General features: G+C 52.3%; 17 protein-coding genes. 4 read left to right on the forward strand and 13 right to left on the reverse strand.

The window, feature by feature from the left end; translation table 11 throughout:
• Positions 1 to 182: 182 nt before the first annotated feature.
• From IR195_RS16525 to purL, 10 genes are all read right to left on the reverse strand, one after another.
• Positions 183 to 983, reverse strand: a complete 801-nt coding sequence (locus IR195_RS16525; RefSeq protein WP_206048094.1) for an OmpA family protein — start codon at positions 981 to 983, stop codon at positions 183 to 185.
• 495 nt (positions 984 to 1,478) lie between these two features.
• Positions 1,479 to 2,711: a beta-barrel domain-containing protein gene (locus IR195_RS16530; protein ID WP_206048095.1), complete on the reverse strand. Its 1,233-nt coding sequence runs from the start codon at positions 2,709 to 2,711 to the stop codon at positions 1,479 to 1,481.
• Positions 2,708 to 4,930, reverse strand: a complete 2,223-nt coding sequence (locus IR195_RS16535) for a type I secretion system permease/ATPase (protein WP_206048096.1) — start codon at positions 4,928 to 4,930, stop codon at positions 2,708 to 2,710. Before IR195_RS16535 ends, IR195_RS16530 begins: the two co-directional genes overlap by 4 nt.
• Before the next feature lie 130 nt (positions 4,931 to 5,060).
• Positions 5,061 to 6,260, reverse strand: a complete 1,200-nt coding sequence (locus IR195_RS16540) for a TolC family protein (protein ID WP_241006749.1) — start codon at positions 6,258 to 6,260, stop codon at positions 5,061 to 5,063.
• Between the two features lie 1,232 nt (positions 6,261 to 7,492).
• Positions 7,493 to 8,362, reverse strand: a complete 870-nt coding sequence (rluB, locus tag IR195_RS16545) for a 23S rRNA pseudouridine(2605) synthase RluB (protein ID WP_125751341.1) — start codon at positions 8,360 to 8,362, stop codon at positions 7,493 to 7,495.
• A complete protein-coding gene (gene scpB / locus IR195_RS16550) occupies positions 8,349 to 9,149 on the reverse strand; it encodes an SMC-Scp complex subunit ScpB (RefSeq protein ID WP_206048097.1) in 801 nt (266 codons plus the stop codon). The genes rluB and scpB overlap by 14 nt, the downstream gene beginning before the upstream one ends.
• Entirely contained in the window at positions 9,146 to 10,105 is a 960-nt protein-coding gene (locus tag IR195_RS16555) for a segregation and condensation protein A (RefSeq protein ID WP_125751347.1), read from the reverse strand. The genes scpB and IR195_RS16555 overlap by 4 nt, the downstream gene beginning before the upstream one ends.
• Before the next feature lie 108 nt (positions 10,106 to 10,213).
• Positions 10,214 to 12,043, reverse strand: coding sequence for a DNA repair helicase RadD (radD, locus tag IR195_RS16560; RefSeq protein ID WP_206049818.1), 1,830 nt, complete (start codon positions 12,041 to 12,043; stop codon positions 10,214 to 10,216).
• Position 12,044: 1 nt separating this feature from the next.
• Entirely contained in the window at positions 12,045 to 12,836 is a 792-nt protein-coding gene (locus IR195_RS16565) for a crotonase/enoyl-CoA hydratase family protein (protein ID WP_206048098.1), read from the reverse strand.
• Positions 12,837 to 13,061: 225 nt separating this feature from the next.
• Entirely contained in the window at positions 13,062 to 17,003 is a 3,942-nt protein-coding gene (gene purL, locus IR195_RS16570; RefSeq protein ID WP_146944846.1) for a phosphoribosylformylglycinamidine synthase, read from the reverse strand.
• A gap of 182 nt (positions 17,004 to 17,185) precedes the next feature.
• Here purL and mltF point away from each other — a divergent pair, with 182 nt between their 5' ends.
• Entirely contained in the window at positions 17,186 to 18,649 is a 1,464-nt protein-coding gene (mltF, locus tag IR195_RS16575) for a membrane-bound lytic murein transglycosylase MltF (protein WP_146944845.1), read from the forward strand.
• Between the two features lie 49 nt (positions 18,650 to 18,698).
• Here mltF and tadA read toward each other — a convergent pair whose 3' ends face one another.
• The gene (gene tadA, locus IR195_RS16580; protein ID WP_125751362.1) at positions 18,699 to 19,130 is read right to left on the reverse strand and encodes a tRNA adenosine(34) deaminase TadA; all 432 of its coding nucleotides are present in this window, start codon (positions 19,128 to 19,130) and stop codon (positions 18,699 to 18,701) included.
• A 131-nt stretch (positions 19,131 to 19,261) separates the two neighbouring features.
• On the opposite strand from tadA, the gene IR195_RS16585 reads away from it, so the two are divergent.
• A complete protein-coding gene (locus IR195_RS16585; RefSeq protein ID WP_125751365.1) occupies positions 19,262 to 20,086 on the forward strand; it encodes an acyl-CoA thioesterase in 825 nt (274 codons plus the stop codon).
• An 84-nt stretch (positions 20,087 to 20,170) separates the two neighbouring features.
• On the opposite strand, the gene IR195_RS16590 is transcribed toward IR195_RS16585, so the two are convergent.
• Both IR195_RS16590 and rpmE read right to left on the reverse strand, forming a co-directional pair.
• Positions 20,171 to 21,442, reverse strand: a complete 1,272-nt coding sequence (locus IR195_RS16590; protein ID WP_125751368.1) for a malic enzyme-like NAD(P)-binding protein — start codon at positions 21,440 to 21,442, stop codon at positions 20,171 to 20,173.
• Between the two features lie 477 nt (positions 21,443 to 21,919).
• Positions 21,920 to 22,135, reverse strand: coding sequence for a 50S ribosomal protein L31 (gene rpmE, locus IR195_RS16595; protein WP_009724828.1), 216 nt, complete (start codon positions 22,133 to 22,135; stop codon positions 21,920 to 21,922).
• A gap of 19 nt (positions 22,136 to 22,154) precedes the next feature.
• Between rpmE and IR195_RS16600 the strand changes: the two genes are divergently transcribed.
• Together IR195_RS16600 and argS are read left to right on the forward strand one after the other, a co-directional pair.
• Entirely contained in the window at positions 22,155 to 24,539 is a 2,385-nt protein-coding gene (locus tag IR195_RS16600) for a primosomal protein N' (protein WP_206048099.1), read from the forward strand.
• Positions 24,540 to 24,683: 144 nt separating this feature from the next.
• The gene (gene argS, locus IR195_RS16605; RefSeq protein ID WP_125751374.1) at positions 24,684 to 26,369 is read left to right on the forward strand and encodes an arginine--tRNA ligase; all 1,686 of its coding nucleotides are present in this window, start codon (positions 24,684 to 24,686) and stop codon (positions 26,367 to 26,369) included.
• Positions 26,370 to 26,372 lie beyond the last annotated feature (3 nt).

Raw genomic sequence — 26,372 nt, forward strand, 5'->3', positions numbered from 1 at the left:
CCAAAGGAATACCTTGAAAAATTCATTTTTCTCAACATCCTGTAGAACACTGATGCATCCTGGCCCGAAGATTCCCAAGGCTGAAAAGAACTATCAAAGTTAAAAACTTTGTTATTGTTTGATTTGGCTCTCCTTTTAATTAAGTCATTTAGTAAGCTTGTGAGAGCTAGCCACTCTCAGCTTCAAATACTTTCCTGTAATAAAATCTCAACGCGGCGGTTAGGCGCCAAGCACTCTTTTAATGCAGCACCCACGATGTTTTGGCAGCTCACCAAAGGGTCGCTCTGTCCCATGCCGGTATAACGAATATTGTGGGGACTGCCCCCTCCTTCCACTAAAGCATCGGCTACCGCTTTTGCTCGATGTTCAGAAAGGCGCAAGTTATATTCTGCTGAACCAATTCGATCAGTATGCCCTGTCACTATGGTGGTGGGAGTTTGAAACTCCGCCTGGATGCTTTGAATGGCTCGCTGAAGTTCTGATCGGTCTTGCGAAGAAATGGCATAGCTATCAAACCCAAATAAAAAATCAGTTGAGAAGCTGACTTCTTGAGGCTGAACTGGGGTTGAGAGTTCTGCGAAAAAGCGCTCACACTGTGGCCGCCGCCATTCTGAAGATGTAAGTACTTGCTGGGAAAATGACATCTGATACTGGCATACAAGATAGCTTTCACCATGTAGAGGCAAATTAATGTTGTATATCCAGCTATCTTCTTCTTGGTCCACGGCTGAAGGGCTACTGGGTGGGCCAAGAAGGCTCTTTACATCTTGTTGAGTTAACCTGCCTGCACCAGCGTTTACTTTTCGTAAGTTATTGAGTGGCATAAAAGTACCGCTTCGTAGAAACGACTCACCTAATCCTTCGGGAGATGCTCTAACATCTGGGAACCCTTCTGCATAAGCAGAGCAAATGGCGCTGCTGTTTACCGCTAAAATAATTCCAACCACCGGTATTACAGTTCTTGGCTTAGTGCATTGTTTCATAGCTTTTACCTTATACGTCATAGCTACTGAAACGATTTGAAGAGCCCCCACCAACATTCAAACCGTGCTAACCATTAGCAGTAGCCTGTTTGCGAAAAGCCTCACCTGCGTCGAACATGTCAGCAACTCGGCCCCGACGACGTAACCTAATTTATTATTCATTACTAAACTCAATAAAATTAGATCACATTAATAATACGCGCCACTTATGCCACTACACTTTTTGAGCAGTGCCAAATTGACGTATTTAAGTAGCAGTGCTACTAGAACGATCTACTGTGCCAGCCCTAATGATTTTCTCCAGTAGGCAAGGAGAAAATTAAGCAGTTAATGAGGAAAGGGAGGAAGATTGACACCAATAACTCTCAGTCAAAGAAGCTTATCGATGAATTTTTACTAAAGATAACTTAAGAAACAGTGAAAAAAATGGTGACAATCATCCAAAATTCGCCACCACTTATTGCAGTATTCACTGCTCGCGACACATACTACCTGTTATCTTTCTCGCATCGCGTTCTGTGCGCGATTCAGTGGTTTTACCAAGTAATCAAAGACAGTTTTACTGCCCGTGCGTATATCCACTGTCGCCACCATACCAGGCACAATATCAAATGTTGTGCCTATATCATTTTCTAACGAATCCTTCTCTGTTCGTACAAACACACGGTAGTAAAAAATATTAGGGTCGGCTTCATCCTGTACCGTATCCGGTGAAATCGTCACAACCTCACCTTCCATGCCACCATAAGTACTATGGTCATAAGCCGTTATTTTAATGTTAGCCATCTGCCCAGGATGAATAAACGCGATATCTCGTGGCGAGATACGTGCTTCGATCAGTAATTGATCATCCAAAGGCACAATAGTCATTAACCGACCATTAGGTGGAATCACCCCTCCCCTGGTTGTTACCTCCACATCTTTTACCACCCCCCTTACTGGAGAAAGCATAGTAAGCCGGGAAAGCGTATCCGAGCGCCCCATGATCACAGAAGAAAAAGCTTCTATGTCAGCGCGAGCCTCAGCAAGTTCTTCCCTAGCCAACACAAAGTACTCTGATCGGACATCGGCAGCTTGGAGCTCCAACTCAGCTTCCTGGCGGCGTAGCCTGAGCACTTCCACGTTACTTGCTGCCCCCACCTGAGCGAGTGATCTTGTTAGCCCTAACTCTTCTCGCACTATTGCTAACGTATCTTCGATACCTGAAAGCGAACTCTCTAGTGCATTGGTTCTTGTTGCGTACAGTGACCGCTCTCCGGCCACTAAACCTGAATAATTATCTAGTTCTTCTGGAAAAGTAAGAGGCTCTTCATTTACCTCAGCCTCCAGTCTGCTTGCCCGTGCTAAGGCCGCTCTGTATCTAGCTGCTGTTTCTTCAACGATAGATTGAGACTGGGTTGGATCTAGTTGAGCCAGCACTTGCCCAGCTTCAACAATATCTCCTTCTCGCACGTTTAGCTGGGTCACGATCCCCCCTTCAAGCGACTGCACAATTTGTTCGCGTGAAGAGGGAATCACCTTGCCCTCGCCGGAAGCCACTTCGACCAGCTCTGCGAAGTAGGCCCAGACAGCAAAGCTCAAGAAGCAAGCTAATACCCACCAAATAATACGCACCGAACGGGTCGTTTTAGCATCATCGGAATGTTGATCCAGGCGTTGCCTATCTTGTTCAAAATCAAGAAAAAGCAACCTTTTCGAATCTGCTTTACGATTGTTTGACTGACTCATGATGCCCCCTCCCCACCTTTCCGATGCAGGTTTTGCGACGAATTTACACCACGTTTAACAGTCGTAGGGTTACGTTTAAGTTTAGCGAGCACGTCAGCTTTTTTACCGTCCATCACAATACGGCCATTATCAACCACGATAATACGCTCCACTAAGCTCAATAAGGCCATGCGATGCGTGGAGACCACTAAGGTTTTATTAGCCGCGAATGCAGCTAGTGATTGAATGATATGTTTCTCTGAACTGTCATCCAGTGACGCGGTAGGCTCATCAAGCAGCAAAACATTGGGCTGGCGAAGAAAGCAACGGGCTAACAATAGTGCCTGTTTCTGCCCTCCAGAAAGGCCGCTGCCACCTTCTAAAATAACGTGGTCGAGCCCATCTGCAAGCTTGCGAATGAAACCTTGGGCACCTGACATTTCCAACACCTCGATCAAGTCCTGGTCGGATGCCATGGGTTTAGCCATCAATAGGTTTTCACGGATAGTGCCGTGAAATAACCTTGCGTTCTGGCTAAGGAAAGCCACATCACGCCGAACATCAGCAGGGTCAATGTGTGAAAGGCGAATGCCATCAAGCGTTACTTCACCCTCCGAAGACTCCAACATCCCCGAACACGCCTGTAACAGCGTCGACTTACCCGCACCATTACGTCCTAAAACAGCCACTTTCTCACCCCGTTTTATTTGTAGCTGCTCAATCTTAAGTGATGGCGTTTTAGCGTCGGCACTGTATTTAAACGTTGTATCGCTAAATAGATAATCACCGTTGATAACTGGACGATGAACACTTTTTTCTGTTTCAGGATAGTCCGTCGAACGCTGCATTAATTTATCAAGACCTTCAGCAGCCACCTTGGCTTGTTGCCATTTGCTAAGCACTTGCGTCAAACCTGTCATTGGCGACAACATTCTGGACGATAGAATAGAAGCCGCTATCAACGTACCGCTTGTTAGGTCACCAGACATCACCATTGGAGCCCCAACCAGAACAACCGTTGCAAACACCCCTGTGATAATGGTTTGGCTCCAGACACTTAATGTGTTGGTAATGTATCTTAGCCTAAGACTTGAGTCGGCAACTTCGGACGTATAATGATTCCACTGGCCTTGAAACCTAGGTTCAGCCTGTAGCGATTTTATATCATCCATACCTTGTATAGACTCAACTAACATTGCATTACGCAGCGACGACTCTCGCATTGACTCAGTAGCTAATTTCTTTAGTTTCCCCTGTATCAAAATAGCGGGCAACAGCATGAGCATCACCGCCACCACTGGCACTAACACTAAAGAGCCGGAGATATACCAAAAAACAAAACAGAAAAGGATAAAAAAGGGCATATCTGAAAACGCAGTAACCGTCGTTGACGTCATTAGCTCTCTAACGCGTTCTAACTCGCGAATTTGCGATATAAATGTGCCTGTTGACGTCGGTCTTTCTGAGTTTTTAATTCTTAGCGCATGACCATATACTTTATCAGACATGCGTAAATCAGCACGTTTGCCCAGTAGATCTGTTACCCGAACCCTTACCCTTCTCAAAATAAAGTCAAAGATCAGTGCAATCACAACGCCACTAAATAACACATAAAGTGTTGAGTAGGATTCAGCGGGTATCACACGATCATAAACTTGCCGCGTAAATACAATTCCAGCTAGCGCTAGAATATTAGAGAGTAAAGCGGCCAACATAATGTGTCCATACGGTTTCCAATCCCGCAGAACAATTTTTCTTAACCAGTGCTTATGATAAGGCTTTATGTATTCATCGACTCGTGAATCAGGCACCGAACGTGCTGGCCGAGCCATATAAAGACCTACAGCGTGCTGTTCAAGAACACTTATATCAAGCCTACTTTTTATTCCCCCATCACCACAATAAACCAGTCCAACTTCATTCTGACTGCTTATTGTTTCAATAACGGCAAGCTGGCCATTGTCAAACTGCACAACAATGGGCAACCGCCAGGGCGTCATTAATTTTTTATTGTAAGGCTCAATCGTCAGTGTCATGCCCAATTGATGAGCAATACCACGAAGCGCATCTGAAAGCGCCGCCCCTTGGCTCCAACCTTGGCTCCAAGCTGAACGAATTTTAGCGTTTTCAGCAGAGTAGTCTAATCGATAGTGGCGGGCGACCATTGCTATTGCCTCTATCCAATGATCAAATATGGCGTTTTGAGCCCCACCATGCTCTACTGATTCTTCATTTGGCATATTTATACACCTTATATTTTATAATTAAATCATAGTAGACAGTTGTGCGAGAAAAAAGCGCATCTCGTAAACACATAAAAGCCTCACGGAGAGCACTCAAAGAAAAGTCATGAACAAGAGGCGAGCGCAACTACAACGGAGATAAACTAACACCTTGAACAGTTTCATTACTTATTTCAAACATATCGCGAAAACCTGAAGATGCATAAAGGCAGTCAAGTTGAACCGCATACATATCGTAACGCGCACTCTCCATATTAATCCTAGCCTGCTGTATTTCTTCCTCTGCGTTCAACAAGTCAAGCAATGAACGCGTCCCAAGTGATAAATACTGTTGTCGATATAGCTCCTGAGTGATCGCCATGTCCTCTACTCTTTTTCTTAGAATATCAATTTGGCTCATAGCACTACGAGCTTGTTCCTGGGCATCCTGCACTCTTCTTTGTAACTCAATTAAAATATTATCTTTTGATGCCTCTAGTGCTTGCAGTACATAGTCAGCAGATCGCCGTTGCGCAAGGGTGGCTCCACCTTGATATAGGCTGCTGGATACATTAAACCGCAGCGATACATCTGTATCATCATTGTTGCCGATCTGGTTAATAAATTGATTAAAGCCTGCTTCTGCGGAGATCGTTGGGTAAAAATCTGCCTCACGCCGAGCAATTTGTGCTCGTGCTTCTTCGCGCTGGGCATCAGCCACCATGATTTCCGGTACATTATGAAACTGATCAGAAGCTGCCTTACATACTTGTAACAGGCCATCAGGAAGTGTGTCCGCAACGCTAACTGGCCCTTGCGCTCCGATAAGCCGACTTAAGTTATTTTGACTAATCGTCAACTGTGACTGGTACTGCTCACGTATTGCTCTAGCCGCTTCCACCCTTGACTGCGCCTGCACCTCATCAGAGCGTGTACTAGCGCCAAGTTCTGAACGTCTTTCCGCTAACAACTGTATATCGGTGACACTGTTAATTTGATCATCTGCAATCGCTAGCAAAGCTTCAAATCGCTGAATATCAATCACCGCTTGAGCGACTTCAAGCGCTAGCTGATCAATTGCCAATAGAACTCTTGCCTGATCGCGCTCTACTCCAAATAATTCGGCTTTTACCTTATTTTCAACTTTGCCAAAGTCATAGAGCATCTGGGAGGCAGTAATATTAAACGCCTCTTCCGTTTGGCTACTGGATGTTCTGTACTCTGATGATAGCCCTGCATTGACCTGTGGAAGAGCTCCTGAACGCGCCACCGCTACCTGCTCATTTTGCTGATATAAGCGTCCCAATGTTTCCGCAATAGAAGGGTACCAGTTAACCGCTTGTTGCACCGCGGCTTGCATGGTTAGCTGTCGAGCCTCTTGCACTGGCTGATTAGTGTTACCCTCCAATGTCGACGGGTCACTCACCTGCGCCCACGTCGTGTTAATCCCGCCCCATGACAAAAAACTGGCAGCCAATGCCCATGCTACGTAGGGAGTCTTATTTTTAAGTTTGTCAGCACTGAGGTTTCTCATAGTTAGCTTCATTCCATGTCGCGATGATCACTTGAGTGACATGACGGCTTTCCTTGCAGCATCTATTCCAGTATTTAGCCATCAATACCACTAAGAGTGGCCGCATCGATTGCAAAAAACTGCGTGCCAATATTGGGCTATCTTTATCTAAAAAACGTACAAGCCCTTCGGACTCGGTTCTTTGGTAATAATGCCAACGTTAAAGCCTTAATCAAGTCACATCTGTATTTTAATTAAGCTCGTCTAAAGTGGATTCTGCAACTCAGAGCCCGCTACCAGCACCTCGCCAAGGGTTTCAAAACCATTTGGTACTTTACCTTTCTCGTTACTGCTGTCTTTAAACTCAGGTAAAACCAAGCCTCCTTCAACCATAACGATTAAATTAATATGGATGACAAGGCTTCGGCTGACGGCTAATCAACTTTAGAATTACGCTACAATTTTTAACTCAACATCACCTTCTATATACACGCATTGCTTTACAACAATACCTTCCACAACTGCTATAACATCATGCTGTCAAAGAGAGCCCACCTGTAGTACTAGCGCTGTGGTTAATATAGACGTCCCATTGCGTCAAAATCATATCTCTTTCAACCAATTACCACCTTTCGGTGTTAAGTAAAAAGAGCCCCAACTAGTATTCTTATTGAGCAGACGGGCCACCTCACAGCTCCCAATTATTACCGTTTGACCTGTCAGCGCATTACTTTTATTGATTGTAGATACGGCATTAAATCGCCGCATCTCTGGTGCGATAAATCCACCTTGCAGTAAATCTTTCTCACTTGATGAAGTTCAGAGGCATTAGAGAATCAACATTGATCAAAGAGAGGAAATATATGCCCACCGCTTGGGCTTAATCACAACTCGGTAACGTAGGTGGCAAAAAAGCAGCACAGGAACGGGGCCACACCACTGGGCATTGCTAGTAACACAGTGGCTGAAAACACAAAAGGGTCCCGAAGACATTGATGCCTACGGAGACCCTCATCGAATTACCAGAGAGGCACTACTCGTTATAGTGCCGATGGTGTTGATCGTTATTAGCGACGCTTAGGCTTGCGCATAGCTTGAACCGGGCGGCGTTTGTGTTTATCACGGCTCCAGCGGTTTTTCTCATCGGGTGTTAGTGCAGGCACCTTGCGAGTTTCTAGATTTGCTAACGTAGCTAGGTCGTCGACCTCATCTTGGGAGAGCTCAACCCATTCGCCTGCTTTAGCGCGCTTATCAAGGAAGATGTTGCCGTAGCGCACCCGCTTCAGACGGCTAACCGTTAGCCCCTGAGATTCCCACAGGCGGCGTACTTCGCGGTTACGACCTTCTAAAATCACCACGTGAAACCAGGTATTAATGCCTTCGCCGCCAAATTCTTGTACATCAGTAAAGCGCGCTGGACCATCTTCTAGCATAACGCCATCAACCATGGCGACAATATGCTCGCGCTTGACCTCACCCATCACGCGAACCGCGTACTCTCGCTCGACCTGGGTCGAAGGGTGCATTAGTCGGTTTGCAAGCTCACCGTCTGTGGTGAATAGCAACAGGCCGCTAGTGTTAATATCCAAACGACCAATGGCAACCCAGCGCTCGCCTTTCAGGCGCGGGAGACGTTCAAACACCGTGCGCCGCCCTTCTGGGTCTTTACGCGTGCACAACTCTCCTTCCGGCTTGTTGTACATAATCACACGACGCGGCACTTCCTCTTCGGGGCGCAGCGACACCGGGCGATCATCAAAACTGACCTTATCGCGGGCTTCTACTCGGTCGCCTAACTTGGCTACCTGGCTATTAACCTTTACCCGACCATCGGAAATGGCAGTTTCCATTTCACGGCGTGACCCTAGCCCTGCCCGGGCCAGTACTTTTTGCAGCTTTTCACTGGCGGGGGGCGTGGTGTTATTACTCTGACTCATGGTCGTCTGACCTCACATCGTTAGTCTGCGTGCGCGCATCATCATCGTTACGCTGCGCACGTGCCGCTAAGCGAGCCTCTAAATCGGCAAAACTCAGCGGCTGGGTTAACGCCGTCTCGGCGTGTTTATCAGCTATCTCTGCTGCAACAATCTCAGCTGAAGCTATCTCTTCACTCTGGGGTGGCGCATCCTGCACGGTTTCAGGCATTTCGTCCAGTGCTGGCTGCGTTTCATCTTGCTCAATAACCGTATCGCTTTCATCGGCATTGACCAGTTCATGCATCGGCGGCAATGCATCCAAGGTTTTCAAGCCAAAATCATCTAAAAAGCTGCGGGTGGTGGCATAAACGGCTGGTCGCCCAGGCACATCTCGATGGCCTACCACGCGAATCCACCCTCGCTCCATTAGCGTGCGGATAATAGAGCTACTAACACTCACACCGCGCACGTCTTCGATATCTCCCCGCGTCACCGGCTGGCGATAGGCAATCAGCGCCAGTGTTTCCAACAGTGCCCGGGAGTAGCGCTGTGGCCGCTCGTCCCATAGTCGCGACACCCAATGAGAGAGCCGCGGGCGAATACGCAACTGGAATCCTGACGCGGTCTCTACTAGCTCCAGCGCTCCTTCTTCATGGCGCAGGACAAGGCGGGACAAGGTATCGCGCAGCGCTTTTTTAGACGGGCACTCGTCTGCTAAAAACAGCGTTTCAAGCCGCTCTAAAGAAAGCGGCTCGCCAGCGGCCAGTAATGCCGCTTCAATAATATCGTCTAACGTGGTGTCTCTCACGGCGACTCCTCGTCAGGCTCAAATGCAGATTCCTCAAATGCAGACTCTGAGGCGCCATCGTCTGAGTCAGCCTCTTCAAATGCGCTCTCCTCTCCATCTGTGAGGGCTGCACGTCGCGCACGCACATGAATGGGCGACAATGGCGCGTTCTGTACAATTTCGATCATGGCTTCTTTGGCTAACTCTAAAATGGCCATAAACGTCACCACTACTCCGGCGCGCCCTTCCTCCAGCGTAAACAATGCTTCAAACGGGGTATAGCGCTGATGGTCCCCATCGTGACTTAACTGCTCCATAATTTTCAGCATGCGTTCGCGGGTAGAGAGCACCTCGCGGCTGATTTGGTGAGCTTGCGCCAACTCAGCGCGTTTCAGAATATCCGACAGCGCCCCAAGCAGCTCATCCAATCCAACATCGGGATGAATTATCCGCGCCTCTAACGGGGGCAGGCCCGCCTGTACACTAAACCAGTCACGCCCTACTCGAGGCAGCGTGTCCAACGTTTCGGCGGCTTCCTTTAAGCGCTCATACTCTTGCAGACGGCGAATCAGCTCAGCCCTGGGATCTTCTTCCTCTTCGCCTTCTGCCTTCGGTGGGCGCGGCAGTAGTGTGCGGGATTTAATTTCCGCCAGCATAGCCGCCATTAATAAGTACTCTCCGGCCAGCTCTATCTCCATAGCTTTCATCAGTTCCACATACTCAATGTATTGATGAGTAATGGTCGCCACATTGATCGTCAAAATGTCCAGGTTCTGACGGCGGATAAGATAGAGCAGCAGATCAAGCGGCCCTTCGAAGGCCTCTAGAAACACGCGCAGCGCCTCTGGCGGTATATAGAGATCCTCCGGCAACTGCATGATGGGCTCATCAAACAGGCGCCCAAGCGCTTGCGCTACCGGTTCGGCAGTTGGCTCAATAAGTTCGTGATCAACAGGGGCGTTTGGCGTCTCGCTCACGCGGGGCGTGTTCCTTGTTAGTTAAACATCCATGGTTAGCTGAGCGCCCATGGTTAGTTAAATGGCTATGCTCGCCAGTGTAACAGCGTGTCACCTATCGAGGTATTGCTAGCCTGCCTCAGCCGCCTTGCGATAACGCCCTTGGTAGTCAAACAGCTTATCGCGAAGCTGCCAGTGCCGTCCGATTTTACGCCCCACAACAAAATCGGGATGGCGCAGGCGGCGCTGCTCTTCGACCACTTCGACCGGCGAAACAGGCTGCCACTTAGCGCCTGGCGCACGCAGATGGTTACGTAAAAAAACAGCATAAAATGCCCGCCGCTGAGCAGGCGTTTCCAGCGCAAACCACTCTGCCAAGTTCGCGCCATCTTCATCGTAATAGGTCACTTTTAGACGTGGCAGCCCCCGCCCATTGGTCGTGGCCTCTAACTGCATACCGCTGACTCGCAGCACTTTGGCATCTTTTAATTTGAGTGCGTCTTTGAGCTTATCGTCGGCATCCACCAGCAGTTGCTCACAACCATGACATCGGCGAGCGGCAATATCATTCTCAGCGCCACACTGCTCACAAACTTTAAAGCGAAAACGAAAATCGCACTGTTTTTGATAGATGCCCTGCTTACTCTTGCCCGGCTTAGTGGGCGGATTGGGGTTGTCTACCAGCCCCTGGCAGCGGCGGCCAAAATGCTCAATCACCAGCTCTCCATCACGCTTACCCCAGAACAGGTTGGCATGGCCACACGCGGGGCACTCAACCTGGACCGGTTCGCTGTCGCTGTCTGGTTTTGGCTCACCTACTTCTGGCGCATAAAGATCCCAGGGGTTGCCTGCAAAATCCAACACTAGGCAGTTGGTTTTATCCGGTGATAAACGCAGCCCTCGACCAACAATCTGCTGGTAAAGGCTCACAGATTCCGTGGGCCGCAGAATAGCGATTAAATCCACATGAGGCGCGTCGAACCCTGTGGTTAGCACGGCCACATTAACTAGAAACTTAAGCTTACGCGCCTTGAACGCCTCAATCAGAGAGGTGCGCTCTTGGGAGGCCGTCGCACCGGTAATCAGCGCCGCTTGGTCCGCGGGTAAGTAGCTGACAACTTCTTCAGCATGCGCGACCGTTGCGGCAAAAATCATCACCCCTTGGCGTTCTTCAGCGTACTCAACCACCTGCTGAATAATCCTTGGCGTAGCACGGCTACCAGCAACAACGCGATTGAGCTCTTCCTCACGAAACCAACCGCTAGAGGCAGGGGCCAAGGCGGAAAAATCGTAGCCTTCAATGGCCATATCTAGCCGTTTAGGCGCCGCCAAAAAACCTTGTTTCACCATCAATCGTAGCGGCTGCTCAAAGACGCAGTCGGCAAAGAAGCACGCTTCATCGCCGCGTACCATGCCGTGGTGATGGCGGTGGTAGATAAACCCCTGCCCTAACCTATACGGCGTGGCGGTTAAACCGAGAATCTTTAGCTGCGGATTCTGACGCTGAAGATGCTCAATCACTTGGCGATAGCTGGCATCTTTTTCCAGCGACACTCGGTGGCATTCATCAATCACTAATAACGTAAAACTGGCGTCACTGAAGCGCTCTAGATTACGCACCACTGATTGCACCGAGCCAAACACCACTTGTCGGCTGGCCTCTTTACGTTTGAGGCCAGCGCTAAAAATATCTGCCTGAAGTCCGTAGGCTTGGTACTTGGCATGATTTTGCTCAACCAGCTCACGCACATGGGCCAGTACCAGCACACGGCCACGGGCTAGCCTGGCCAGCTCAGCAATCACTAACGACTTACCGCTCCCAGTGGGTAATACCACCACTGCAGGCGCGCTGCCGGCACGGAAGTGCTCCACCACGCGCTTTACCGCCTCCGTTTGGTAGGGGCGTAAACGGGGTGATGAGCCAGAAGAGGGATCGCTGGAAGGGCTGAATTGGGGCATGTCAGTCGAAACGCGGGGCGCGACGCTCCATTCGTGCACTTACCGCCTCACGCTGCTCAGCACCGGCTAAAAGCTGCCGCTGCAGCTGCGCTTCGAGGGCTAGTCGATCGCGAGGAGCCAGATCCGGACCACGAGCAAACAGTTCACGAGCCGCAGCGACGGCTTTAGGTGAGCGTGAGGCGATGAGCGCGGCGGTTTCTCGGGCAGCACCCTGAGGCGTATCGCTTAGACGGCTACCCAAGCCCAGCTGATAGGCTTCCTCCCCTGACACTCTGCGTCCACTTATCGCCAGCTCCTGAAGTACATCCTGGCGTAGCCCCACTCCCGTCACGCTAATGGCCATATCGGGGATGATGCCCCAATCAATCTCCAGCAGCGCCAATTTTGCGCTGGGGTGGAGAATACGGATATCGGCACCCAGCGCTATCTGCAGGCCGCCACCATAGACATGCCCATGCAAAGCAGCTACCACGGGAACCCCCGCTTCACGCCAGCCTAGAGCCAAGCGCTGAACCGGGTTGATACCCGCTTCGTCGGGCGCCAGCAGGGTGGGCAGCCGTTCCGCCTCGCTCATGATCGACGCCATATCGAGCCCCGCGCAAAAGCTGTCACCATCGCCGCTCAAGACCACTGCACGCAGCCCAGCGAGCTGGGTCAGGCACTGTTGGGCTGCCAACAGACCATCAATCATGGCCCAATCCAGACCATTGTGGTGGTTAGGTCGCGACAACATGACCTCAGCCACATGATCAGCAAACGTTAGAGTCACACGTTCATTGAGTAGTTGATGCATTCGAGCCCCCGAAGATTCCTTTGGCTAGCCACCGGTGGGCGATCGCCGTGCTGGTGAAGTAATGCGCTTATGAGGTGATAAACGCGCCGGTGAACTGAGTGTGGCGCGTAGACGAGGCATTTTCAAACAAACGTTTCATTTTATCACCACCACTACCAAGATCACTTCTCCACCACAGGAAAAAAGCGGCCCGCAGGCCGCTTTTGTTTAGCATGACAGGGTATATCAGCCCAGCCACACACGGGCATTACGGAATAAACGTAGCCAAGCGCCATCCTCAGTCCATTCGGCCGGACGCCAGGAGTTGGTGACCGCGCGGGTCACCCGCTCTGGGTGAGGCATCATAATGGTCACACGGCCATCCGGTGTGGTAAGGCCGGTGATTCCTGACGGCGAGCCGTTAGGGTTAGCCGGGTAACGGGTTGTTACTTGACCGTAGTTATCGATATAACGCAGCGCTATCTGGCTGCTGGACTGCATACTGCGCAGGTGCGCGGTATCACGGAACTCGGCACGCCCTTCACCGTGGGCCACAGCAATCGGTAACTTAGAGCCTTCCATACCCGCCAGCAGAATCGATGGGCTTTTCTCTACCCGCACCATCGCTACGCGTGCTTCAAACTGCTCAGATTCGTTACGCTCAAACGCAGGCCAGCTTTCAGCCCCCGGGATCAGTGTCTTGAGCTGCGAGAGCATCTGACAACCATTACACACGCCCAGCGAGAAGCTGTCATCACGGGTGAAGAAGTTGGCAAACTGTTCACGGGCACGCTCATTGAATAACACCGACTTTGCCCAACCGCCGCCAGCACCCAGCACGTCACCGTAAGAGAAACCACCGCAGGCGACTAAGCCTTTGAACTCATCAAGCGAAACACGTCCTTCCAGGATGTCACTCATGTGTACATCCACAGCGTCGAAGCCCGCTTTATGGAACGCCCATGCCATCTCAACCTGACCATTAACGCCTTGCTCACGCAGTACAGCAACAGCGGGCTTGGCCGTGTTAATAAACGGCGCGCTAATATCATCGTTGATATCAAAGCTAGGTGCAGCGCTTAGGCCAGGATCACGCACATCCAGCAGGCTATCGAATTCGTTCTTGGCGCACTCTGGGTTATCACGCAGTGCCTGCATGCGGTAGCTGGTTTCTGCCCAGGTGCGCTGTGTCAGTTGGCGAGTAGTTTCCAGCAGCGGTTCTTCAAACAGCGTTACCCGCACTTGGTCGTCATAACGGGGGCGCGCAATAACACCGCATGTTTCGATACCTGCCATGGCGAACTGGGTGAGCACTTCTTCAGTGTGCTCACGGCTCACCTGAATCACCGCACCCAGCTCTTCAGAGAACAGCGCATTGAAAGCCTCTACCGGCTCATCAATCAGCCAGTCCAGCTTAATCTCAAGACCCGCATGGGCAGCAAAAGCCATTTCCAACAGCGTGACCAGCAGGCCACCATCACTACGGTCATGATAGGCCAGCAGCTTGCCATCGCGGTTGAGTCCCTGAATGACCTCGAAAAATGCTTTCAGGTCTTCTGGGTCATCAACATCAGGACAGTCATTACCGACTTGACCATAGACTTGCGCCAGTGCAGAACCACCTAAGCGGTTTTGGCCATTCCCCAGGTCGATCAGAATCAGGTCTGATTCGTCTTGCTCCAGATTGATTTGCGGTGTCAGCGTCGCCAGCGCATCAGTCACTGGCGCGAACCCCGTCACCACCAGCGAAAGCGGCGATGTGATGCTCTTTTCGTCAGCACTGTTTTCGCCCGAACTGTCGCCTTCCTGCCAAGCGGTGCGCATTGACATGGAATCCTTACCCACAGGAATGGCAATGCCGAGTGCCGGACACAGCTCCATACCCACGGCGTGTACCGCATCATAGAGCGCCTGGTTTTCACCGGGATGGTCGGCGGCGCTCATCCAGTTCGCTGAAAGCTTAATATCCGACAGTTTGCCAATTGGCGCCGCAGCTAAGTTAGTAATCGCTTCGGCAACCGCTAAGCGAGCACTAGCAGCAGGGTTAATCAGTGCCACTGGCGGACGTTCACCCATCGCCATGGCTTCACCAGCGTGGGTGTCGAAGCTAGCCGTGGTCACGGCCACATCAGCCACCGGCACCTGCCAAGGGCCAACCATCTGATCACGGGCGACTTGGCCGGTAATTGAACGGTCGCCAATGGTAATCAAAAAACTCTTCGATGCCACGGTGGGCAGGCGCAACACCCGATCCATCGCTTCGCGCAGATCCAGGTTATCAAGCATAACGCCAGACAGCTCTGGAGTCTGACGTTCAAACGAGCGCGTCATCTTCGGCGGCTTGCCAAATAGCACGCTCATCGGGAGATCGACCGGCTTGGTGTCAAAATGGCCGTCGCGAACCTCCAGGTGGTGATGCTCCATGGCCTCACCGACCACTGCATAGGGACAACGCTCACGCTTGCACAGTGCGTCAAAGGTAGCTAAGTCGTCAGGGGCAACAGCCAGCACATAACGCTCTTGGGCTTCGTTACACCAAATTTCCAGCGGGCTCATACCCGGTTCAGCATTAGGCACGGCACGCAGGTCAAACAGGCCACCGCGGTTACCGTCTTTGACCAGCTCCGGCAAGGCGTTGGACAGTCCGCCTGCACCTACATCGTGAATAAAGCGAATCGGGTTTTTATCGCCCAGCGCCCAACAGCGGTCGATGACCTCCTGGGCGCGACGCTCAATTTCCGGGTTTTCCCGCTGCACTGAGGCAAAATCCAAGTCCGCGCTGGACTCGCCTGATGCCATGCTAGACGCTGCACCACCACCCAGACCGATCAGCATGGCCGGGCCGCCCATCACGATGAGCTTGCCACCTACGGGAATCTCCCCTTTCTGCACATGGTGAGCACGAATGTTGCCATAACCACCGGCCAGCATAATCGGCTTGTGGAAGCCGCGACGCTCGATACCATCGTCGCTCAACGTATCCTGTTCGTAGGTACGGAAGTAGCCCGTCAGATTGGGCCGACCAAATTCATTATTAAACGCTGCACCACCGATGGGGCCATCCAGCATAATTTGCAGCGCTGACTGCATGCGCTCTGGTTTGCCGTAGTCAAACGCTTCCCAAGGCTGTACGAACTCGGGGATACGCAGGTTGGATACGGTAAAGCCCGACAGGCCGGCCTTCGGCTTGCCGCCGATACCGGTCGCCCCCTCATCACGAATTTCACCGCCGGAACCGGTCGCCGCGCCTGGGAATGGTGCAATCGCTGTAGGGTGGTTGTGAGTTTCCACCTTCATCAGAATGTGGATAGGCTCTTGGTGGGCGTCGTAGCTAGCCCGCTCTCCCTCAGCGCCAGTCAGTGGCGTGGGGAAGAAGCGCCCCCCTTGGCTACCTTTGATCACCGCTGCGTTGTCGCTATAGGCCGAGAGCACGTTATCCGGCGAGGTCGCGAAGGTGTTCTTAATCATCTTAAACAGCGAATGGCTCTGGGCCTCACCATCAATAACCCAGTCCGCGTTGAAGATTTTGTGGCGGCAGTGCTCAGAGTTCGCCTGGGCAAACATCATCAGCTCGACATCACTAGGGTTGCGACCTAGCTCAATAAACGCAGCTACCAGATAGTCGATTTCATCGTCGGCAAGCGCCAGCCCTAATTCTCGGTTGGCCGTCGCCAACGCGTCGCGGCCGCCTTCCAAGATATCGACACTGCCCAGTGGCGCAGGCGCGTGATGAGCAAACAGCTTGACCGCATCGGCAACGTCAGACAGCACGTTCTCCGTCATACGATCGTGCAGTAGCGCGCTGATTGCGCCTAACTGTTCAGCGCTAGGCGCTCCGCGCAGTGCTACCCGATAATCGACACCGCGTTCGATGCGATCAATCTGGTGCAGCCCACAGTTATGAGCAATATCAGTTGCTTTAGAAGACCATGGCGACTGAGTGCCTAAACGCGGTACAACCAGGAAGCGCTGGGCGTTGTCAGGAATGTCTTGGCTCGCATGGCTGCCATAATCAAGCAGCTTGGCCAAACACTCCTGGGCAGCATCATCCAGTGTCTCGCGGTGGTCTATGAAGTGGACGTAATGGGCGGACAACGCCTCCACCTCGGGAACACGTTCACGCAACACCGTTAACAGCCGTTCATGGCGGAAGGCAGAAAGGGCAGGTGCGCCTCGCAGTTCGAGCATATCTGGGAGCCTCTAAAGCAGGAAGAGTTCGTGCGGGAAATCAGTGGGCCGCAGCGCGGCCCTCTTTAATGACACTAATAGGCACTATGATACTGGAAAGCGGCGTCCACACGAAATCAACAAGGTGACAGCATCTCTCAGGCTGGGTATCGTGGCAGCTTGTTTCATGCCGACAAGACGCCATGCTGCCGTTGATTTGCCGACATTTTATAACGCGTTATCGCGCCTATTTTGCAGTCATTGTTACGCTTTTCTTAGCGTTAATTCCGCGTGCCACACCGATACCGCAAGGTGAACACCTCGCTCAGATCATCGCGAAAGACTTTATTACTATTCATACCCGCAACACACCAACTACTTACTATGAAGGCCGCCAAGGCCCCACTGGCTTTGAATATGAGCTGATGCATCGGTTTGCTGACCACTTAGGAGTTAGCTTAAATCTCAATACAAGCCACCATCCTGAAAGCGTGCTACCTGCCGTACGAGAACAAGGAGACCTAGGTGCCGCAGCGCTGCCCTTGCTGCCAGATTCACCCGGCATTCATTACACCCGCTCGATTATCCAAATGCAGCCACTGGTGGTTTATCGTCGCGGCTTGAACAACATAGACGAGCCAAAAAATTTAGTTGGCTTAGAGTTAGGCACGCTTAGCGAAGCAGGCACCAGCCAAGCACTTCTCGCCCTTCAACGCGACTACCCTAGCTTAAGCTGGAAAGAGTCTCACGAGCTAGAAGTAGCAGAACTATTAGCCCAGGTGGAAAACGGCACGCTGGATGCTGCGATTATTTTTGATCATCAGTTTCGACTCAATCGGCTTTTTTTTCCTAACGTCGAGCGCGGTTTCTTTTTGGGAGAGCCGCTATCATTAGCCTGGGCGGTACCTAGCGGGCGCGGACTGGGGCTGTTGGAAGCTGCCAATCAGTTTCTTCAAGAACTGCAGGAAAATGGCACGCTGGAGCAACTGGTCAGTCGTTACTTTGGCCATGACGATTATTTGGAGTACGTGGGAACACGCACGTTTTTAGCCCACCTTGATGAACGTCTGCCAGCCTATACCGAGCTTTTCAAAAAGGCGGCTCGAGACACGGGGTTTGACTGGAAACTGCTGGCTGCCGTGGGCTATCAGGAATCTCACTGGGACCCTAACGCAGTATCTCCCACCGGGGTGCGCGGCCTAATGATGCTCACCAACCCAACCGCCAGCGAGATGGGCGTCGCTGACCGCACCAATCCTGCTCAGAGCATTGACGGCGGCGCCCGCTATTTACGTAGTATTAAAGACCGTCTGCCAGAAAGCATTGTCGGCAATGACCGGCTTTACATGGCAATGGCAGCCTATAACGTAGGACTCGGGCACCTATACGATGCCCGCAACATCGCCGAAATGCGCGGTGGCAATCCAGACAGCTGGCAAGATGTCCGTGCAGCGCTGCCCTTACTGCAGCAACGGGAGTGGCATAGCCAAACTCGTCATGGCTATGCACGCGGCGGTGAGCCTGTGATCTATGTACGCAACATTCGCCGCTACTACGAGATGATTGAGTACGTCGAACGCAGTCGCCAGCAGTTTTTTCAGCTGGGACAAACGCTGGTAAGCGAAGAGCCTCTGTTACTTTTTGATATTATTCCTCCCGTGGAATAATGATCGACGGCTACTCCCAACGCCGCCACTCGTTGGCGATAGTCGCGGGCTAGCGTTTCGTAGCAAAAAACTGTTTTAGCAACTTTTTTGCCGGCGCTGCCAGCACGCCACTAGTGACGACCACTTGATGATTGAACCACGGCTGAGCAAGCAGATTAGCTTTTGATTCGACCATCCCGGTGCGCGGCTCTGCCGCACCATATACCAAGCGTGTTAGACGGGCATGGACCATGGCACCCGCACACATCATGCATGGCTCAAGCGTCACAAAGAGTGTGCAGCCCTCTAAACGGTAGTTAGCTAATTGCTGTCCCGCTGCTCTCAGCGCGCAAATTTCCGCGTGGCCGCTAGGATCGCAGCTAGCTACCGATGAGTTTCGCCCTGCTCCTATAATGGTTCCCAAAGCATCCACCACTACGGCTCCCACCGGCACCTCGCCCTCTTTAAAGGCAAGGTGCGCCTGGTCAAGCGCTCGGTGCATGTAAAATTCGTCGCTGCGTATCAAGGCAAACTCCGCTAAGGTAGCAAAACGATCGTTTTAATTGTGCCATAGCCGCATAGCTACTTCGGCAAACATTAGCGGCCAAACGGACAGCACTAAGGATACCGAGAATGAACGATGCGCTGAAGTTACTGGTAAGCTTACTAGAGCTGGAAACACTTGAAGAGACGCTATTTCGTGGCCAAAGCCAAGACCTCGGCTTCCCGCAGCTCTACGGCGGCCAAGTATTAGGCCAAGCATTAGCAGCTGCGGCTCGCACCGTGCCCGAAGATCGTCGCCCACACTCACAACATGGCTATTTTCTGCGTCCCGGCGACCCTCATCGCCCGGTCGTCTACCAAGTAGATACCATTCGCGATGGCGGTAGCTTTACGACTCGACGCGTGACCGCTATTCAAAAAGGGCGCCCGATCTTCTTCTGTAGCGCCTCGTTTCAAAGCGCCGAAGAGAGCATTAGCCATCAGCGCGCCATGCCACACGTACCTACGCCAGAAGCGTTAATCGACAGCGGGGATGTCAAGCACGCGCGCTTTCCAGGTCATCCTATCGAATTTCTGCATTTAAAAGGCAATCCAGACAATGCCTCGCCTGCAGGCCAGTGCCTATGGTTTCGCCTAGCGGGCGGAACGCTGCCCGATGATCCAGCCTTGCATCGCCACCTGCTTTCCTACGTATCGGATTTCAACCTACTAACAACCGGGTTGATCCCTCACGGCATCAAGTTTACCGATCCTAAACTGCGCATCGCCAGCCTAGACCATGCGCTGTGGCTGCACGAAGATACTCGCCTGGATGACTGGTTACTTTACGTGATTGACTCTCCCTGGGCTGGCGGCGCCCGCGGTCTAGCACGCGGGCATATTTACCGACGCGACGGTCGCTTAGTGGCATCTACCGCTCAAGAAGGACTGGTGCGTTACCCGCAACAGCACTAAAGCGCACCAATCAAGCGGCTGGCAAAAACACCAACGCCCGCTATCAGCGGGCGTTGGAGGTTACATCAACCTGCGCAGTACCGTTTACGCGCCGTAAACGTCATTAACCGTTTTGAGCGGATAGTGCGCCGGATAAGGCTTACGCGCCACACCTGAATCGACTGCAGCCTGAGCCACCGCCGAAGAAACTCGCTCAAGCAGGCGAATGTCGACCGGTGTCGGGATAATGTACTCACGCCCAAAACTCATCTCAGTACGCTCATAGGCGTCTAAGACTTCCTGGGGTACCGGCTCTCGAGCCAGATCTTTCAAAGCGTGGACAGCAGCCAGCTTCATGGCCTCATTGATACGTGTCGCTCGAACATCCAAAGCACCTCGGAAAATAAACGGGAAACCTAATACGTTATTTACCTGATTAGGAAAATCCGAACGGCCAGTGGCCATGATCACATCCGGACGTGCCTCGCGGGCCACAGCTGGGTGGATTTCCGGATCAGGGTTAGTACAGGCGAAAATAACCGGGTCTGCGGCCATTTTTTTCACTTGCTCGGCAGAAAGCAGCCCTGGACCTGAAAGACCAATAAACACATCAGCGCCGTCGATGGCATCGTCTAGCGTGCGCATATTGGTATGGCGGGCGAATTCAGCTTTATACTCGTTAATGCCATCGCGATCAGCGTGAATAACACCGCGACGATCAAGCATCACCAAATTCTTTTTATTAGCGCCACACGACACTAGCAAACGCATGCAGGCAATTGCCGCTGCCCCCGCGCCCATGCAGACAATCTTCACATCTTCAATACGCTTATTGGCAATATCCAGCGCATTAAGCATACCGGCAGCGGTCACAATGGCCGTACCATGCTGATCATCATGAAATACTGGAATACTGCAACGATCAATCAAGGCTTTTTCGATTTCAAAGCACTCGGGGGCTTTGATATCTTCCAGGTTAATGCCGCCCCAGGTATCCGCAATACGCGCCACCGTATCGATAAACGCCTGCGGGCTTTCAGCATCCACTTCAATATCAACTGAGTTAATGCCTGCGAAGCACTTAAATAGTACGCCCTTACCTTCCATAACCGGCTTACTGGCCAGCGGACCAAGGTTACCAAGGCCTAAAATGGCAGTTCCGTCAGAAATGACAGCGACCAGATTTCCTTTACCAGTGTAGCGATACGCATTTTCCGCCTCACGGGCGATTTCGCGAACCGGCTCAGCAACGCCAGGACTATACGCCAGCGCCAGATCACGCGCGGTAGCCGTGGGTTTAGTTAACTCCACAGATAGCTTACCGGGAATCGGTTTAGCGTGATAATCCAAAGCCGCTTGCTTATTTGCATCCATCATGGTCAAGGTCCAATCAGCCTAAAGTAGAAAAGTTGCTTCAGAATATAGAAAAAACTCATGCGTCTCAAGCACGTAGTAAACTTTGCAGAAAAACAGTTGTTTCATTCCCATTTCCAACATGTTCGTAACTTTTCAACACCATTTACTGCAACTTATAAATAAGCGCAACAGCCATAAAGGTTTACTTATTGATGCAATGCGGCATTTATGAAAATAAATTCCATTAAAAATCATAAAAAAACCAAATTTTTCCACAGGCCTGCTTGTGTAGAAGCGGCTGTGGAAAAGTATCTACTTAAAGCATCTGCTAGAAGCATCCATGGATGCATCATTACTTGGTAGAATAAGCCCTCAAAGGCCCATCAGGTTAAGAAGGGAATGGAAAAAGCGTGCTTCTGAGAATAAAAAGCCCACGCCGTAGCGTGGGCTTATATTGCAAACACATTGTGTGTTTGCAGCAGCGCAAATCCGTTAGGATTAGCCGCGCTTAACGGCAGCGCCGAAACGTTTGTTAAAGCGTTCTACACGGCCACCAGTGGTCGCTTGCTTCTGCTTACCAGTGTAGAACGGGTGGCAGTTGGAGCACACGTCCAGAGAGAAGTCCTGACCAGAAGTAGAACCAACCTGGAAGCTTGCACCGCAAGAACAGCTAGCGGTGACCGTGTTGTAATTCGGGTGGATACCTTGTTTCATCTTGAGCCTCATGAGCTGTATGCCGCCACCTGATCCATTGCCAGGCACCGCATACGGGTTTGAAAAAACTGCTAACCGGTTACCCGCTCCATTCTATAGATTCAGAGCGGCCGCGCATTCTAGCAAACTAAACGCCGGAGGCCAATTGTCCGACTCTGTTTCTAACCAGGCACGCCCTCAAGGCGCTTCCTCAGCATCTTTTCAAGTGCTAAAAGTCGCTCTACCATCACCGCTGCGGCGTTTATTTGACTATTTACCAATACGCCAACCACCCGCTTGTGGCTGGCAGGTAGGCCTAAGAGTGCGCGTCCCCTTTGGCCGCAGAGAAGTGGTCGGCGTGGTGGCAGAGCTTGCCAATGGCAGCGAGCTGCCCCATGAGAAGCTGCGCGCCATTAGCGAGGTGCTTGATGACGCTCCCCTGCCCAACGACTGGCAGTGGCTATGCCATTTCGCTGCGCGTTATTATCAGCACAGCTTAGGCGACACGATGCAACTGGCCATGCCTGCTAGGCTACGCCAAGGCCACCCGGTAGGAGGACGAACACAAACCCTGTGGCTACCGCTATCACCTGGAGACGACCTAGCGCTTCAGCGAGCACCCAAACAAGCTGAGCTGTATGCCCTGCTGCGCCAGCATCCACACGGACTCGCTGGTCGAGCCATCACTGCTCACGGTTTCACCCGTGAACAGCTGCTAGCCTTGCAAAAAAAGGGCTTCGCCCGTGCCCAGGAAACCACGCTAACCGCCACACCGCCCGCTGGCGGCAATCTGCTGGCCTCACCATCACTTGCGCTAAACAGAGAGCAGGCCTCGGCACTTGCCGCGCTGCATGAAAAGCTCGAAAGCTACCACCCCTGCCTACTTGAAGGCGTGACCGGTAGTGGTAAAACCGAAATCTACCTTCAGCTAATTGAAGCCCTCGCCGCTAAGGGCAAGCAGTCGCTGGTACTGGTGCCAGAAATAGGCCTCACACCTCAAACCCTGGCACGCTTTAAAAGCCGCTTTAGGGTACCGGTAGTGGCGCTACACTCAGGGCTTACCGACCTGGAGCGCTTGGATGTATGGGAAGCCGCAGCCAATGGCCGCGCGCTAGTCATTATCGGCACCCGTTCGGCTATTTTCACGCCACTCAAAAACCCAGGCGCCATTATCGTCGACGAGGAGCATGATGGCTCCTATAAACAGCACGACGGGCTTCGCTATCACGCTCGGGACTTAGCCGTTGCCAGGGCGCATTACCACAATATTCCCCTGCTGTTAGGCAGCGCCACACCTTCTTTTGAGAGTTTGCAGCAAGCGCTTTCCAGCCACTACCGTCATCTACGCCTCACCCAACGCCCCAGTCGGCACCCGCCAGCCAAGCTTGAGTTGATCGACCTACGCCATCAGCGACGCCAAGGCGGGCTTCTGCCCAGCGCCATCACCGCTATCAAAAACACTTTAACGTCAGGCAAGCAGGCGCTGGTTTTTATTAACCGACGGGGGTTCGCGCCAACGCTGGCTTGCCATAGCTGTGGCTGGATCGCTGAGTGCGGGCAGTGCGACTCACGCATGACGCTGCACCGTCAGCCTGCTCTTTTGGCCTGCCACCATTGCGATAGTCGGCGCGCACTACCAGACGCTTGCCCCGAGTGTGGCAGCGGCGACCTGCGCGCCCTGGGCAGCGGCACCGAACGAACGGAAGAGACATTGCAGGGATTGTTCCCAAGCGTCACCGTTCATCGAATTGACCGCGACAGTACGCGTAAAAAAGAGAGTTTTGAGCAGATACTCAAAGAGATTCAGCGAGGCGAACCATGCTTGCTTGTTGGTACCCAGATGCTGGCAAAAGGCCACCACCTGCCCCATGTCACGCTGGTGGTCGTCGTTAATGCCGACGGGGGGCTTTACGCTGCTGATTTTCGCGCGTTAGAACACAGCGCGCAGTTACTGGAACAGGTCGCCGGCCGCGCAGGGCGTGCCGCTCATCCTGGGCGAGTACTGGTGCAAACGCTGCATCCAGATGACCCGCACTTGGGCCAACTTGCGGAGCACGGTTATGGCGCACTCGCCCGCAGCCTTTTGGAAGAGCGCCGCCTCGCAATGCTGCCGCCTTTTTGCTTTATGGCCTTGCTACGCATTGAAAGCCCCCATGAGCAAGCCGCCACCGCTTTGGGCCAGCAGGCTGCTCAAGCGCTCCGCCAATGGTTAACAATTGTAAAACTGCCGGTGCGCTGTTTGGGCCCCGTTCCAGCTCCCATGGAGCGCCGACAAAACCGTTATCATGTGCATATCATGCTGGCAGCAGACAAACGTAGCCAGCGTCATACCGCCGCTAACTGGCTGGTACAGTGGTTAGAGGCCAATCGTGAGGCGCGCAAAGTCCGTTGGTCAATCGATATTGATCCGCAAACGCTCGCGTAGAGACAGGGATATCATGGGCCATTGGCTCGCCCTGTAATGTAATACGGCTTTGAAACTGCGCGCCAATTGCCGATAATGGCCGCTTTGCCGCTGCCTAACATGAGCGCATGCACACGCCGCCACTGACGACATTCGGATATTTAAATGAAAGACACAATTGTTACTTTGCTAGAAGGCGCGATTGACGCGCTTAAGCACCAAGGCGTGCTGCCCGACGATCTACAGCCGACGATTAAAGTTGACCCCACTAAAGATAAAGCGCACGGCGACTACGCCACCAATCTAGCGCTTATGCTGGCGAAGCCAGCAGCGAAGAAGCCGCGCGAGCTAGCCGATCTACTGGTCGCCGCCCTCCCCGCGAGCGATGCCATTCAAAAAACCGAGATTGCTGGCCCCGGTTTTATTAATTTTTTTGCTGCCACAGATGCGGCCGCTCAAATTGTTGCTCAAGTGCTCGATAGCGGCGACGCCTTTGGCCGCAGCCTGATTGGCAAGGGCGAGAAGGTCCAAGTGGAGTTTGTGTCTGCCAACCCGACAGGACCTCTTCATGTTGGCCATGGCCGTGGCGCAGCCATAGGCGATTGCATTTGCCGCCTGCTAGAAGCCACCGGCTACGATGTGACGCGCGAATTTTATTACAACGATGCCGGTGCCCAGATCAAAAATCTGGCGCTTTCTGTTCAAGCTCGCGCCAAGGGCCTCGGGCCAGACGATCCCAGCTGGCCAGAAGACGGCTACCGCGGTGAATACATCGTTGATGTGGCTAATGACTACATGGCGGGCAAAACGGTGGCAGCCGATGACCGTGAAGTCACCGCTAAAGCAGATGCTAATGATCTAGATGCCATTCAGGCTTTCGCTGTCGCTTGGCTACGCCGAGAACAGGATTTAGATCTGAAAGCGTTTGGCGTTGAGTTTGACGTCTACTTCCTTGAGTCATCGCTTTACCAAGACGGCAAAGTAGACGCGACCGTTGAAAAGCTCGTTGCGAATGGCCATACGTACGAAGAAGACGGTGCCATGTGGCTACGCACCACTGACTTTGGCGATGATAAAGACCGCGTGATGCGCAAACGCGAAGGCGGTTACACCTACTTCTTACCGGATGTGGCCTACCACCTGAACAAGTGGCAACGCGGCTTTAAAACCGTGATTAACGAGCAAGGTGCTGACCATCACTCCACGGTTACCCGTGTTCGTGCAGGTTTGCAGGCACTTGAGGTCGGCATTCCAAAAGGCTGGCCCGACTACGTTTTACATCAGATGGTGATGGTGACCCGCTCAGGTGTCGAGGTAAAGCTTTCCAAACGTGCTGGCAGCTATGTCACCGTGCGTGACCTGATTGACGAAGTTGGCCGCGACGCTACTCGCTTCTTCCTGGCCGCACGCCGGGCGGATTCACAGCTTACCTTTGATATCGATTTGGCGCGCTCGCAGTCGAACGATAACCCGGTGTATTACATTCAATACGCCCACGCGCGGGTAGCTAGCATGCTGCGCAAAGCCGAGGATGCTGGCCAGCCATTCAGCCACAGCACTGCTCTAGCTAACCTCGCATTGCTCGATAGCGACCAGGAAAAAGCGGTACTTAATCGCTTGGCGCGCTACCCAGAAGTGGTTGAGAACGCCGCTAAAAATCGCGAGCCCCAGCAGGTTGCTCAGTATCTATTGGACCTTTCAGGTGATTTCCACACCTGCTACAACGCCGTTAAAGTCATGGTTGAAGACGATACCCTGCGTAACACACGCTTAGCTCTTGGCTTAGCCACCAAGCAGGTGCTTCGCAACGGCCTTGACCTTATGGGGGTCAGCGCCCCAGAGGAGATGTAAGCG

The organism is Vreelandella venusta (genome assembly GCF_015689495.1).
GTDB lineage: Bacteria > Pseudomonadota > Gammaproteobacteria > Pseudomonadales > Halomonadaceae > Vreelandella > Vreelandella venusta.

Coding starts and splice junctions, on each gene's coding strand:
- rluB (WP_125751341.1), bottom strand. CDS start 8,362: ATGAGTCAGAGTAATAACACCACGCCCCCCGCCAGTGAAAAGCTGCAA.
- IR195_RS16600 (WP_206048099.1), top strand. CDS start 22,155: ATGCCGCCACCTGATCCATTGCCAGGCACCGCATACGGGTTTGAAAAA.
- IR195_RS16525 (WP_206048094.1), bottom strand. CDS start 983: ATGAAACAATGCACTAAGCCAAGAACTGTAATACCGGTGGTTGGAATT.
- tadA (WP_125751362.1), bottom strand. CDS start 19,130: ATGCACCGAGCGCTTGACCAGGCGCACCTTGCCTTTAAAGAGGGCGAG.
- argS (WP_125751374.1), top strand. CDS start 24,684: ATGAAAGACACAATTGTTACTTTGCTAGAAGGCGCGATTGACGCGCTT.
- IR195_RS16535 (WP_206048096.1), bottom strand. CDS start 4,930: ATGCCAAATGAAGAATCAGTAGAGCATGGTGGGGCTCAAAACGCCATA.
- IR195_RS16585 (WP_125751365.1), top strand. CDS start 19,262: ATGAACGATGCGCTGAAGTTACTGGTAAGCTTACTAGAGCTGGAAACA.
- purL (WP_146944846.1), bottom strand. CDS start 17,003: ATGCTCGAACTGCGAGGCGCACCTGCCCTTTCTGCCTTCCGCCATGAA.
- IR195_RS16565 (WP_206048098.1), bottom strand. CDS start 12,836: ATGCATCAACTACTCAATGAACGTGTGACTCTAACGTTTGCTGATCAT.
- IR195_RS16530 (WP_206048095.1), bottom strand. CDS start 2,711: ATGAGTCAGTCAAACAATCGTAAAGCAGATTCGAAAAGGTTGCTTTTT.
- rpmE (WP_009724828.1), bottom strand. CDS start 22,135: ATGAAACAAGGTATCCACCCGAATTACAACACGGTCACCGCTAGCTGT.
- mltF (WP_146944845.1), top strand. CDS start 17,186: ATGCTGCCGTTGATTTGCCGACATTTTATAACGCGTTATCGCGCCTAT.
- IR195_RS16590 (WP_125751368.1), bottom strand. CDS start 21,442: ATGATGGATGCAAATAAGCAAGCGGCTTTGGATTATCACGCTAAACCG.
- radD (WP_206049818.1), bottom strand. CDS start 12,043: ATGCCCCAATTCAGCCCTTCCAGCGATCCCTCTTCTGGCTCATCACCC.